Origin of the sequence: Bradyrhizobium sp. 137, assembly GCF_023074095.1 — a bacterium.
GTDB lineage: Bacteria > Pseudomonadota > Alphaproteobacteria > Rhizobiales > Xanthobacteraceae > Bradyrhizobium.
Genome location: NZ_JADPKU010000042.1, coordinates 226659 through 239188 on the forward strand (window position 1 = coordinate 226659; position 12530 = coordinate 239188).

Annotated in this window: 16 protein-coding genes; 11 read left to right on the top strand and 5 right to left on the bottom strand. The window is 56.8% G+C overall.

What is annotated here, in order from left to right; translation table 11 throughout:
• Positions 1-67 precede the first annotated feature (67 nt).
• The 6 genes from IVA78_RS08900 to IVA78_RS08920 all read left to right on the top strand — a co-directional run bounded on the left by IVA78_RS08900 (position 68) and on the right by IVA78_RS08920 (position 3047).
• A complete protein-coding gene (locus IVA78_RS08900) occupies positions 68-604 on the top strand; it encodes a hypothetical protein (RefSeq protein ID WP_247277140.1) in 537 nt (178 codons plus the stop codon).
• Positions 604-1188, top strand: coding sequence for a hypothetical protein (locus IVA78_RS08905; RefSeq protein ID WP_247277141.1), 585 nt, complete (start codon positions 604-606; stop codon positions 1186-1188). The genes IVA78_RS08900 and IVA78_RS08905 overlap by 1 nt, the downstream gene beginning before the upstream one ends.
• 164 nt (positions 1189-1352) lie before the next feature.
• The gene (locus IVA78_RS08910) at positions 1353-1946 is read left to right on the top strand and encodes an HK97 family phage prohead protease (RefSeq protein ID WP_247465018.1); all 594 of its coding nucleotides are present in this window, start codon (positions 1353-1355) and stop codon (positions 1944-1946) included.
• A gap of 71 nt (positions 1947-2017) precedes the next feature.
• A complete protein-coding gene (locus IVA78_RS34370; RefSeq protein WP_256464556.1) occupies positions 2018-2146 on the top strand; it encodes a hypothetical protein in 129 nt (42 codons plus the stop codon).
• Positions 2143-2766 carry a hypothetical protein gene (locus IVA78_RS08915; RefSeq protein WP_247277143.1) on the top strand — a complete coding sequence of 208 codons (624 nt, stop codon included), beginning with the start codon at positions 2143-2145 and terminating at the stop codon, positions 2764-2766. Before IVA78_RS34370 ends, IVA78_RS08915 begins: the two co-directional genes overlap by 4 nt.
• Positions 2763-3047 (top strand): hypothetical protein, encoded by a 285-nt coding sequence (locus IVA78_RS08920; protein WP_247277144.1) that lies wholly within the window; start codon positions 2763-2765, stop codon positions 3045-3047. The genes IVA78_RS08915 and IVA78_RS08920 overlap by 4 nt, the downstream gene beginning before the upstream one ends.
• Positions 3048-4412: 1365 nt before the next feature.
• Here the strand turns inward: IVA78_RS08920 and IVA78_RS08925 are convergent.
• The gene (locus IVA78_RS08925) at positions 4413-4610 is read right to left on the bottom strand and encodes a hypothetical protein (RefSeq protein ID WP_247277145.1); all 198 of its coding nucleotides are present in this window, start codon (positions 4608-4610) and stop codon (positions 4413-4415) included.
• A 142-nt stretch (positions 4611-4752) separates the two neighbouring features.
• Positions 4753-4929: a hypothetical protein gene (locus IVA78_RS08930; RefSeq protein WP_247277146.1), complete on the bottom strand. Its 177-nt coding sequence runs from the start codon at positions 4927-4929 to the stop codon at positions 4753-4755.
• 126 nt (positions 4930-5055) lie between these two features.
• Between IVA78_RS08930 and IVA78_RS08935 the strand changes: the two genes are divergently transcribed.
• On the top strand, positions 5056-6327 hold the full coding sequence (locus IVA78_RS08935; RefSeq protein WP_247465021.1) for a hypothetical protein: 1272 nt from the start codon (positions 5056-5058) through the stop codon (positions 6325-6327).
• Positions 6324-6818, top strand: a complete 495-nt coding sequence (locus tag IVA78_RS08940) for a hypothetical protein (protein WP_247465024.1) — start codon at positions 6324-6326, stop codon at positions 6816-6818. The genes IVA78_RS08935 and IVA78_RS08940 overlap by 4 nt, the downstream gene beginning before the upstream one ends.
• Before the next feature lie 377 nt (positions 6819-7195).
• Here the strand turns inward: IVA78_RS08940 and IVA78_RS08945 are convergent, their stop codons facing one another.
• From IVA78_RS08945 to IVA78_RS08955, 3 genes are all read right to left on the bottom strand, one after another.
• Positions 7196-7558 (bottom strand): hypothetical protein, encoded by a 363-nt coding sequence (locus IVA78_RS08945; RefSeq protein WP_247277149.1) that lies wholly within the window; start codon positions 7556-7558, stop codon positions 7196-7198.
• Positions 7559-7602: 44 nt separating this feature from the next.
• Positions 7603-8559, bottom strand: a complete 957-nt coding sequence (locus IVA78_RS08950; RefSeq protein WP_247277150.1) for a hypothetical protein — start codon at positions 8557-8559, stop codon at positions 7603-7605.
• 127 nt (positions 8560-8686) lie between these two features.
• A complete protein-coding gene (locus IVA78_RS08955; RefSeq protein WP_247459926.1) occupies positions 8687-9121 on the bottom strand; it encodes a hypothetical protein in 435 nt (144 codons plus the stop codon).
• A gap of 327 nt (positions 9122-9448) precedes the next feature.
• Between IVA78_RS08955 and IVA78_RS08960 the strand changes: the two genes are divergently transcribed.
• The 3 genes from IVA78_RS08960 (at position 9449) to IVA78_RS08970 (ending at position 12506) form a co-directional block, all read left to right on the top strand.
• Positions 9449-9931 carry a hypothetical protein gene (locus IVA78_RS08960; protein ID WP_247277152.1) on the top strand — a complete coding sequence of 161 codons (483 nt, stop codon included), beginning with the start codon at positions 9449-9451 and terminating at the stop codon, positions 9929-9931.
• Between the two features lie 68 nt (positions 9932-9999).
• Positions 10000-10185 carry a hypothetical protein gene (locus IVA78_RS08965; protein WP_247277153.1) on the top strand — a complete coding sequence of 62 codons (186 nt, stop codon included), beginning with the start codon at positions 10000-10002 and terminating at the stop codon, positions 10183-10185.
• A 1127-nt stretch (positions 10186-11312) separates the two neighbouring features.
• Positions 11313-12506, top strand: coding sequence for a hypothetical protein (locus tag IVA78_RS08970; RefSeq protein ID WP_247277154.1), 1194 nt, complete (start codon positions 11313-11315; stop codon positions 12504-12506).
• The last annotated feature ends 24 nt before the right edge of the window (positions 12507-12530 follow it).

Consider the following 12530-nt stretch of genomic DNA (forward strand, 5'->3'; position numbering starts at 1 on the left):
GTGAAGCCGCTAGTCGGCCAATTCCAACAACCGTCTATTCGACATTTTTCATTGAGGAGAAGAAAACGTGGCGAAACTCGCCGACGTCCTCGCCGCAGTTGACTCCCTCGGATTCGACGCTGCGCGAGTCAAACACGTGGCACGCCGTCTTAGTGAGGCGGGAAAGATCCCGGCTGGTGGCCCAGCAAGATCACCAGAGTTGAGTGAAGATGACGTCTTGCGGCTCGTCATGGCTGTGGCCACCTCGCCGAAACTTCGGCAAGCAGAAATGTCTGTCGATACCTACGGAGCGTTGACGCCGGTCGGCACGTGTCTTGCTGGCGATGCACCGGATTCTATTCCGCGAAATGCCGCCGATGCAATCGCAGTCGAAGTCGAGATGGCCCGTAGGGGCGATACGAAGGCGCGGCATTCCTTCCTCAGCTTCGTCCGATCGTGGCCGGAAATCGTGATCGAACGCCGTGGCGATCCCGTTGTGCGGTTCCGCCAGCCGGGTACGAACGCTGCCCATTGGGCACACGACGGCCACAGGACAGCCACCACGATTCCGGTCGCTGCTGTCGCCGACATTCTTGATCTGTTGTTTGGAAAGGTTGCTGCCTGATGGCTCTCCTAAAGAAGAAACCCGCCGACGAATTCATTGTTCCGAGCCTAGCTGACTCTAGCCCTGAATTCGCCGCCCTGATCGCAAAGAGGCAGGAGCTGGAGCAGAATTACGCGAAGCTCAACACCGAGCGCTCTAAACTTCTTGAAGAGATCAAGGCCGCTAAAGCGGCTGGAGGGGAGCACCTGAATAGTAGTGTCGCCCGAATTCTTGGTGATGCCGCGAAAGGCAGCATCGGAGAGCTGTCGAAGCGACTTCGCGACATCGTAACTGAGATGAGCAACATTGAAGATGCTCGGGAGGTGTTGTACCGCCGCACCGGCGAGGCGCGAGACAAAGCCAGCAAGATTGTCTGCAGCGCGGTACGACATGAATATAAGCGCCGTCTCGCTGCGCTGTGTGACGCCGCGCGCGCATTGGAAGCGGCTCGCGAAGACCATGATGCGCTAATTGATGACCTAGAGCGTGAAGACGTGCGCCTCGGCTATCTGGCGCCGATTACGCCACACTTCATGGGCGATCGCCGCGAGGGCAGGATTTTCCATTTTCTGAAGGAAGTGAGAGAGAAGGGTTACAATGTCTAACGGATCAGAGCGCACCTCCGACGCTGGCGATCGAAAGCCTGTGCGTCGCAGCGTCAAGTTGCCCGGCGAAAAACGACACTCCGAATGCTCGGACTCGCCGGCCGTGATCGCGCGTAAACTAATGCAGGAAAAGCGCGAGAAGAGATTGCGAGCGATGCAGCGCAATGGCTGAAACTATTTCAGGATTCGCCATTTCATGGAACAGACCCGCGATCATCGCCGGGCTCTTCGAGGAAAGGTTCGCGCGTGGTGCATTCGATAGGCACCTCGCGCAGAACCCAGACGTCGCCGCGCTCTGGAGTCACGATCAAAGCAGGCCACTGGGGCGCATCAGTAACGGCGCCCTCAAATTGCGTTCAGACAATGTGGGTTTATATTTTGCGCTAACACCTGATCCCAATGCACCGCTAGGACAAGAGGCATTGGCGACTGTCGGCAACGGCACGGTCAATGAAGTCAGCGTCTCATTTACTCCGGTTGTTGAGGAGTGGACCGACGACGGCGACATGCCGAAACGACTGATTACCGAGGCTAGGTTGTTTGAGATCAGCCTCGTCCTTGGGGCGCTTACGGCAAGGACACCTCGGCTCAGATCAGCCGAGCATCAAGCAACAGCATCGCAGCCAAGCGGCGCATTGAAGCGAAGATGCGAGCGCGCGGCATTCTTTAGCACCGGGGTGGGGAGGGGTGTAGCAACTCCCTCGGCCGTTTGCCCGCGGAGACCGGCGCCCTCCCATTTCACGCGCATCTGCAATTGAAAAGAGGGGGTATCAGAGGTTGCATTGGTTAATCATGCAGCCGACCACAAAATCCCAGAACGGAGATCTCAATGCCAATTTTTACGGCTATCGCGACCGCAGTTCTCGCGACTTTCAGCATCACTAGCACCTTCATCGACGAAGCTGAAATCGTGGTGATTGACGAAGGGTCTGATGATGACGAGGGCGTGGACAAATGACTGCGATTTCGGCTTTCAAGTCTTCAGACTCGATTCACGTCTTTTCCGATGGCGCCTGGCACGACCCGATGTCTGCTAAACTTTGCGGCGTGGGAACCAAAGTCCACACGATTCCGGAGCACAACGCAATTTTTGCGGTCACCGGAATGTCGACGGTGCCGCATCTGCTTTCGGGACTTCTGATGGAAAATCACTTCGCCGATTTTCGTTCGCTTGCAGATGCAATGCCGGATCTGGTTAAGGCGTGCTCCACTCGGGCGAAGGCAGTCGGCCTTAACATGACCGGCCGGTGCGACGTCGTCCTGGCGGGTTGGTCCGAAAATGTCGGTCCATCGATCTTCGTCACGGAATGCCATTTTGACCACGGCTTTTTCAAAGGAGCCGCAGTCGAGCTGTACATCAGGCCTAGCGTAGATGGTTCATCGGGAATGCATTTTCCTGATGATGGACTGCGGTTGCTAGAGAAGCAGCATGCCGCAAGATTTAACCGAGCCGCCGAAGGTACATTCGGCAGCGCGACGGTTGGCGGACTTGTCGGCGGCTTCGCGCAGCATACGCAAATCGATGCTGATGGTATCCAAATCAAAGTGCTGAAGCGGTGGCCGGATGAGATCAAATGATTGCATCAAAGCAGAGACGAGCACTCACCATGTGCGCATTGGCAGATGGACATCAACAACATCTTTCCGTCGATGAAGCCGTCGCGCCGACGCATGACCAACGCCACCACGCCGTTCTACCTCAATGCGCAATCCGTCTTTACCGGTACGGCGCCAACGGCCACTTGGTCGATCCGAGCAAGACGGATGTGCTAGCTAACGAGGCGCTTTCCACTCCTGATCGTCTGGGAATGAACGTGATTGCCGCGCCTTTGCTAGTATTTCGCCAGCGGCCGACTTGACCGTCACCTCATACTGGTAGACGCCGGGATTGCAAGGCGCGAACGTGCGAAGAGCGCCAGCGGGAAGGATGCCATTCTTAGGCAAGGGAACTTCCTGGCCGCCATATTCTCGATCGGCCTGGGAAAAGAGCACAAGGATTGAAGCCGCTCCTTGCGGAACATCTTTAAGCCGGAGTTCTGGATTGTCGAAGAGGCTAATGCAGCGCTCTGATCTGAGAAACGAGAAGCTCATTGTCATTCGTGCAGCAGCCGGCGGTGAGATCACCTCGTGCTGGACCTGTTGTCGCGCGGTTGTTTGGGCTGCGGCCGACGTGGCCCAGATCAGGACCAAACCCGTGACTACAATTGCTCTCATTGGCTTCGATAGCATAAACCGCGAGACGAGTCTGATCTATTCTCGATCGGTCGCTCCCTCAGGGACGGTCAGTGCGGCCGTCTGCTCTTCTTTTTGCGTTTCGCGATCGCCTTCTTGATCTGCTCTCGCAAGCGAAGGATTTCTGCCCATCGAGCCGCAATCTTCGGATCGAACGGCGCCGGTGCCGGCTTGCTTTTCTGACGGTTGCGTTTCGCCATGCTTGCAGCCCAGCGGCTACAACCTGCGCTCGCGCGATCATTCCGCCGTTAAGCTTGATGGGCGCGGTCCGAGTTAATTCTGGAACTACACACGCGGACTTGCCGGGCGCGGTCAAGCGGCGAAAAGCAAGTAATAAAGAAGCGCGGCGGCGACCATGGCCAGCCAGACTAACGACGCTAAGAAATACGCCCTGTGCCAATTCATGGGCTGGAAGCGTAGCACCGGCGCGGCCAACCGGGAATCTCTTCCACTTGCTCAGGGCTTTGAAGCACCCGTCCAGAGGATTCGCGGCGTTTTCCATGTCAGTGATGGGTAAACGCTGCCGCGGCACAGCCTCTATGCATCAAGGCGCTCGCTATCGTCGGAGCAGAGGCGCGGCACGCGCGCTGACCAAATTGCACTGAGCCGGCCGGGATACGGGAGAACTGCGGACGCGTCTCTCGGCTTCTTTGATCTGAAGCCGAAGGCTCTCCAATTCCGAAAGTTCAGAACAGAGTTCGCTAAGACGTTGGGCGAGAAGGGTCGCGCGAGAAATAAGCATGAGCACCCCGACACAAAAGCCACTGTGAAAACGCTTTAGAAAGAAATGCGCACCTTATCGAAGAATAACAACATGACCGGAACGGCATAGGAGCCGGGCAGTTTAGACTATGAACAGAGCAGTCGTCACAATCAGCAACGCAACAAGCAGCACGTTTTCCAGTTTGTGATTGTAGGAGCCGAAAGATCTTCTAATCGATCGCATGTCAGCGCCTGCTAGCGGTTTCAATCCGGTGGCTTGAGCCTGGAAATTACGTTGGCGCTTGCAGACCAGGAGAGGTCACCCACGCGTTGATTTCAATGGCAACATCGATCTGCCGCGCCTTCCGCAGTAGCTCGTCGCGCCGAACGCTGGTGGGCATTCCTTCAGCCTGCTTGCGCAAGCTGGTCGCCTCTCGATCTAGACGGTATTCAAATGATGTAGATGATGGCTTGAAATGATGTCGCATCACAATGCTCCCTGCTCGATTGGGCGGGAGCGCAATTGGCGGTCTCGTCACCGATAGAAGCCGTGGGCCGAGCGGTGATGAAGCGACTAGACACCCTTTTCAGTAGGGAGTCGACCTAATTCGGTTGAGGCGCTTCGAATTGTCAGTTCGGTGAGCGAAGTAGGTAAAACAGGGCGCTATTTCCCTCGATCTGGGCTGTTTCGCGCGAAGTCTCGTGGCCGCTCATCAGCAGTGTGTCGTCCTTCCACACTTGCCATTCCCACTTCTGCGGGAGAAGGGCGATCAGCCTCACTTCAAGCATCGCGGTAAATTTGGCCATCTACGCTATATGCGCTCCTGATCGTCAATATTCCAGTGGTCAATATCCGTCCGAGGGACGGCACAGAATTGCGCTCGTAGTGCGCAACCCCGCGCGAGCATGCGCGTACTCACCGACAGGATACCAATGGCAAACGATTTAGTCGTCCAACTCGGCGCGAAGTTGGATCAATTCCAAAGCGACCTGAACCAAGCCGGCGATATGGCGGATAGCGCCGTAAATCGGATTGAGCAGTCGTTTGCGAGCATCAACCCAACTGCCGGAGGGTTTGCGTCGCTCGGAGTTGCCGCTGCTGGCGTTACTGGCCTTGTGGGTGGGCTGCTCGCTGCGCTCACCAAGGTCAACAGCGAGCTGGCCGACCTACAGAAGAACGCAGAGTTTACCGGCCTGACTGCCGAGCGATTCCAGCAGATCCAATTCGCGGCTGGGCAGGGCGGCGTCTCTTCGGCGGACGCGGTCACCGACTTGCGCAAGGTTGCTTCGTTACTCGCAGATGCCAAGGAAAACGAAAACTCTCTGACGAAACTGCTTGATGCCAACAACATCAAGTACAAGGACCGCAACGGGCAAGTTATCAGCCTCAACCAGCTTTTGGTGGTGGCTGGCGATCTGATTAACAAGTTCGGCTCAATGCCGGAAAAAACGAAGGCCGCGCAGATGCTCGGCCTTTCAGAAAGCTGGGTTGAGGCGCTTCGCAACGGCAGTAAGTCGTTTGAGGATATTGCGCAGGGGGCAGAGGCGGCTGGTGCGGTCATCGACGGCGCGACCGCTGCCAAGGCTGCCGCGTTCGATCGAGCGTGGAAGCAGTCCTCTGCACAACTTGCTGCGCAGTTCAAATCAACTGCTGCCGATATTGGCGGTTGGTTAGATGATTTGATTGATAAAGCCAACGACCTTGTGAAGACTGCGCTTGCCTCGCAGAACATTCAGCCTGGTAGCGGCCAGGATGTGTTCAATAGATGGGCTGATGCAGCGGACATCTTCCAAAAGGACTTGCGCGGCCTGCCGCAAGATGTCGACCAAGTCACGCGCGCGATCGAACATCTAAACGCTTCGGGCAAACCCGAGAATCTTGAGATCGCAGCTGCCCTTGAGTTAATCCGCGCGAAAGCGCAACTTGCTCGCGACATGTTGCAAGCTGCGGCCGAGCAGCAGTCCAAGGTCGAGTTTCCAGGCGGCGTTCCACTACCATCGTCCCGACCGGCCGCTGCCAACAAAGATGATCCTAATGCTGCAAAACTCCCGACACGCGGTGGTGATGGTGGCGCGAACGCTTACGATCGCGCGACCGAATCCATCATAAAGCACACGGCTAGGTCGATCGCGGACACCGTGGCAGTGGGTAAGGGCGCGACAGCCATGGTGGCGGCGCGCACTAGATTGGAGGTCCGGATATGAGCGCAATAAATGGTTTTGTTCGAAGTAATGCGGCATTCCTGCTGACGGACGGACTTTCATATTTCAAAGGCATCCCGGATGATGTCAATCTCAATAAGGCTCATCGCCTGTACCGGTTGAATGCTGTCGTGGCTGCGACTGGTCCGGCGCAGTTCGGCGAATGGCTATCCGGTCGTCTCGCTTACAAGTCATTTGACAATTTGATCAAAACCGCTGAGCTTCAGATCACTCATCATTTCCAGCGCTACGCGCGCGAGTACCGCAACGGAGATGCGGCATCTTGCGTTGTGCTGGCTGGTTGGCATGAAAAAGAAGATCGGCCAGCGATCTATTCTATTGAATTAGAGACGGCCGGCACACCAAAAGCTTTGTTGGTCAGACAGAGCGCTGAGTTTGAGGAAAAGCACGTTGCGGCGAGTTTGACAGAATTACCGATCATTTCGATGCCCCCGCCGTCGCTAGAGGAGTTTCAAGCGCGGACTATGACTTGATTGCCGACTTGGAGAAGGTCGATCCTGAATCGTATCTCCTTCACTGTATGGAGATTCAGCGTCGCAAACGCTTCGATGGGCGTCACGTTGTCGGCGGCCATGCCGTATTGACGACGATCACTGCGAGCGGCGTCGTGCAGCGCCTCGTGCACGTATGGCCTGAAGATCAACCCGGCTCAAGGATTGAACCGGTACCGATTGATTGGTCGGCGTGGCGGGCGGAGCGCGCTGCTGCTCGCTCAGCTCAGGATCGAGTTGCGCGTGCGGGCCGCGGCTGAGGCGAGGAGTGCGAAAACGCGGGCGGGTGTTCTGATGACGGTTGAAAGCCGCAACCTTGAGTCTCTGGGACCCGCGCATCTTATGTTCGGTTGAAGCTATCAGAAGCCGATTCGATAAGGCTTTTCCTCGATCTTAGGCATTTCAATGAGCATCACGGACATTTGGCTGTGATGCTGCAATAACTGGACGTTGCGCCCTCTTTCATCAATGCCGCTGAAAATCAGCATGTCTGGATCAGAAGCCCTTATCTGACGGAGATGGAAGGACCCATCGCTGCCACCCCCGACAACGGTAACTCCTATCTCGGATTCCTCGGACATCTTTGATTGAAAGTTGGCAATGAGAGTTTGCAAGCGTCCAAGCATGTGGCCGGCCGGATTGTGCCTCTTGTGCATCGTTTCCGTCGCTCGCTGCATAGATGCGCTCAGACCAGCCAGGGGATCGGGCGGTTTCATGGGCATGTTCAGGTTCCTAATTCTATCCGGGCCGGGTCCGTGTAAGCACGTCACGGTGGGATAATCTGATTCCCACCATTCATACCGTAAGAATACTTCACAAGCTTATTGCTGCGTTGATTTTCGGGCAGCTCGACCACTTGGATAGGAATCGTCACCGATGCATCAATATTTCTCGAACACAAGAACGCAATCAGAATCTCGAACGTATCGGCGATATGCTCGGTGACCTGCGACGTGTAGGCGGAAACCGGTATTGGTGGTTGATTAAACTTGGGATGGTGCACGGCAATTGTGGGAGGAGCCACCTCGTTATTCGGCGTTAGGGAGTAGTCGGAAACTTCGATCCGCTCGTTTGGTTTCCTGTGTTCGACGCAGTTGCGAGTGATCCTAATTGATTTGCAGAAATTCGCCACGTCTGACGTCAGCCCAATGTATTGGCTGTCGCCCTTGTGTTTCCGCGATACTTCTTCCGCGAGGCCTTCAAACCACCCCTTTAACTTGCTGCCGTAGAACATAGAAGCAATTGCAAAGAGTGCTTGGAGCGCATGATCGGCGCGTTGAATGAACTCTTTGCAGCGAGGCTCTAGGTTGGACGCCGATGGGAGCGTTATAGAACGGCCTTTGATCTGCAACTCTGCAAGCCGTCTCTCTTCGTTATCGTCCTGCCTGCTGAAATCCGTTGCAAGGTCGGACATCGCAGCCAAATTCTTCAAACATTCGAAGCTTAGCTCGATTGCCTTCGTAGACTCGAAGTTGGGACCTAGGAAGCCCTTCTCAAAAAGCTGCTTGCCGGTCAGCAGCGTTTTGGCCACCAACGGCGAGTCTGAGCCGTAGTCCAGAACCTTCTGTTGCGAGTTTGGCACATTGATATTGGTGCGATCAGGATCAATTTCGTCGGCTAGCATAATCCGGTAGATCGAGTCAGTCTTCACGGTGTGAAGACGCTCGCCGATCTTAACCATTCCTGTAATGTGCCCTCCGGACGGTCCCACGTCCATGGACATCGCGGAGTCGCGAAGGTGATCAATCGGGCGCTTCATTTTGCTGCGGTTTAGCGATCAACGAGGGACGATCTTCGGGCGAGGCCAACCAAAGCCCGCCCGAAGACTTATTTGAAAATCGCTGCGAGACTCAGAACTTCAGGCCATTGAGCAGCCCGAAAGGCGCCTCTGGTTTAGTGCCAGCCGACAGGCCCAGAAGGCCGCCAAGGCTTGCAAGCGAGTTGTGCTGCTTGTTCAAGGGCGGACACAATGCTCGGATGAGCCGTTGCTCCACCTCGTGAAAATGCACCTTGCTATGTGCGTCGGTACGGTGGACCCATAGCTCGGTCGCGCCATCGCGCTTGGCTTCCTCGATACGATCATGAGATCCGATCCGAGTGGCGAGATCATCGGCTCTGCCGACGTAGTGTACAAAGCCGTAAGACGAGACGAAAGCATACACGCAGTCGCGGCCATAAGGCTTGGCATCAATCGGGTATCGCTGAAACTCGAACTTCCACTGCCAGTCTTGCAGAGAGCGATTTTCCGTAAAAGGGGGATTGATCAAAGCATCGTAAAGTGACATCGATAGTTCTCCATTGCGAGAGCGCCCGGTTTCCCGATTCCCCAAGAAAAGGCCCGGGCGCGGTTCGCGACCCGAATCATTTCGCGTCGCACCCTGAAGAACACACGTAGAACAGAGTCGGCGCAACAGCGCGTTGTCACTCGCGCCGTGGTTGTTCGACCTTTTCACAGACAACGGTGGGCAAGTGGCGGCGAGCCGCTATCCGTGGCGTCATTCTTTGCGGCAGAGGCGACGCAGCAGGCTCCGCCTGGGCCGTGCCCGGTGATGAACTGAGCCTAGCGCGATCCGGCTAATCCAACTATTAGGGTGGGCTGGGGAAGCGCTCGAATGGCCTATGTCTATGATTTGGATTCCGAATTGTCCGACGTTTTCGTCGACAACTTGGGAACCAGTGTAGTTGAATTCGCACTTGGGTACGACCTGGAGCAGGAAGAGGTGATCCTCTTCTCAGTCACGTTAGGCCCATCGATCGACGGCGTTTCAGATCTCCGGTTTGGGATACGGCGTCGCCACATCGAGAAGGAGTGGAAAGTCACAGGTCTCGACTTTTCACGGGAGTCGGTGCTTGAGTGTGTCCCTTCGTACGCACGCGAAGAAGTTAGGATCTTGCTCTCTGCAAGCGTTTCGATGTTGGCCCGAGCCTGCACTGACGAGAAAATTACTATGGAAACTTATTATCGGAACTTGCCTGCGGCTGCCCTTGAAAAGTACGAGATGATAACTAACGTATTGATAGATAATGGTTTTTTAGTCGAAACAAAGTTCCAAGACTTGGAGGGAGTGAACTATTGGCTCTACCGGAGGGGCTAAAATCCCGCTTTGAGCCGGGCGGTAGGTGTGTCAACATGACGTTTACTAGGAGCAGATAGGAGTCGGTCATGACTCGCGAGCAGATCATAGCAATTGCCAAGCTTGGCGCGAAGCGTGCGACCGCCAAAGGCTTTGCCGCGACTCCAGTCCAATCGCGCCATGCCAAGCGGCTTGCCGAACTTAAGAGGCGAGCTGAAGAGGATCGCAAGCACAACGAAGAAGCGTTTGCGCTCCAAGTGCGCATGATTGCCTAGTTAGGCTAAAAGCCACGGAATTCGAGAGTACCAAGGAACTTGAGCGGGAGGCTGCCTCAATTGGCAGCCTCTTTAATTTGGGTCCATCACTTCCAGGCCGGCACACCCGCTAGCCCGCTCCGCGCAATCTGCGACCTCGGCTCTAGCCCCTCGGCTTCCCCTTCAGCGCCTGCCGCATCAGCGTCCGAATAGCCTCAGGGCGGGTAGAGGCTTTGTCCTGTTCTGCAATCCAGTTGTCGACGGCTGACAAGTCGTCAGGCTGCAGGCGAACGCCAACCAGCGTGCCCTTGCCGGTCGCGGGCGGCCCCCGTTTTTTCCGTGTTATCACGGGTTGGCGTTTCATAGAATCCGTGTTAACACAGTTTCGGGGCCGGTCAAATGAGCCGGACGAACTGGGGTTATAAATGACTAATCTAAATCTTAAGGCTAGCGCTGGTATCGATCCATCCACGTCTTTTTGCGCATACACGTACTATACGAGCCTACGTGCTCAAGGCAGCGATCCCATTGTCCGGAACGGCGGTCTTTATTGGAGTGTCGGGGAGTCCTCGAATGACGACCTCCACAAATGGGCCGCGCGCCAGGACCCAAAGGGCGCGCTGCGGATTCAATACGCGCGCATGATGTGGTCAGCGCGGGCCTCGGATGACGAGATCATTGAGCTGGGCGCCGCGCCTGAGCTGGCCTGAGCGGTATGGTATAATCAATCGCGGTGGTGAATCGCCGGCCACTGGATTGCTGAAACCCAGCAGCGAAGCGCCAGCGGTTCACCATCCCCCTTGTGCGTCGGCTCGGCCGGCGAGGTTTGCCGAACAATTCGATTTCTCAGGGGCGTGTTATGCCCATTCCCGCCAACGACAACGTTCGGGGAAGCTCCGTTCGCTTTCCCGTCGACCCGCGCCTCGTGCCGCCGCAGAAAGCCGCTCGACGCCTACACCTGATCGAGTCTGACTTTCTCACAAAACTATCCGCACTTCAGCGAATTGGCTTTCCCGCCGCATGCCCCGTAACTGGACACTATGACCTGCTGGCGATTGATGCTTGGCTAGATCGACGTGCCGGTCTCGGTGCAGCGGTTGGTGTGGCCGTTGATGCTCGCGACGTATTTGAGGAGCGACTGGCGAGCCTTGGCAAGCATTAAGCTCAAGCATTACGTTGTGCGCAAAGGGAAGCATGGCTATTGGCTTCCTACCGCGAAGATGCGCGCCATGGGCTTTCAGATCGTGTCTTGCGGGCAGGACGGCCCAGATGCTTGGGCTATCGCAAGAGAATGGGAAGAGCGCTACCAGCGCGCCCGCAAGGGGTTGGAGAAGGCACCCGCCCGCGTCTATCCCACCGGCAGCGTGGGCGACGGCTTTGAGCGTTTCCGCCGCAGCAACGAATGGAAGTCAAAGCCGCCGCGCACCCGCGAGGATTGGGACCGCGGCTGGAAATACATCGATCCTGTTTTTGGTGACGTCGATCCGAAGACCGTCACTTTCGAAATGCTGGACCGGTGGTACGGACGGCTCAAGACGACGAAGGGCGATGGCGAGGCCGGACGTGCGCTAAAGATCTGGAGGGCGCTCTACAACGTCCTGGCCGGCATGAAGCTCTGTACGCCCGAGGCGGACCCGTCACAGATCATCCGAAAGACTGGCGTGCCCGGCCGCACCGAGACGTGGCAGGAGGGTGAAGTCGTCCGCCTGGTTAAGGCGGCGTGGCGCGCCGGCTACCGGGGGCTGGCCTGCGTCATTGCCGTAGCTTGGGATACCGGCTTTGCCCCGGTCGACGTCCGCACCCTTACCCCCGCGCAGGCCGTCACCAGCGGCACCGACATGGCGTTTACCAGCGACCGGGCCAAGACCGGCGAACCCGCGATAGGAACGCTCACAGCACGCTCGCAGCGACTCGTGGAGGCCTACGTCGCTGGCTTGGACTACGACCTGCACGACGATGCGCCCATTTTCCGGACCAAGGGCTTCAAGCCTACGGGGAAGGGCGGTCGGCCGCGCCTCCCGGTTCCATACACCAAGGACTCCCTGATCGACGATTTTGCGGACCTGCGCCGGGCGGTATTCGGCAAGGGCGAGATGCGCCGGCTGATGGATATGCGCCGAACCGGCGCGGTCGAGGCGAATGCCGGAGGAGCGCCCGTAGAGGCCATTGCCGCCAAAATGGCGAACAGCATCGACCAAAACCGCAAGCTGCAGAAAACCTATATGCCGGTGAACATCGCGGCGGTTCGGGCAGCCGATGAGGCGCGCAAAATCGGCCGGAGGTTGCTCGGTTCAGAACAGAACAAGCTCAGAAAGTTGAAACTCGGGACGGGGAAAAGTTGAAACTGAAGGGCGGCCATGCCGCTA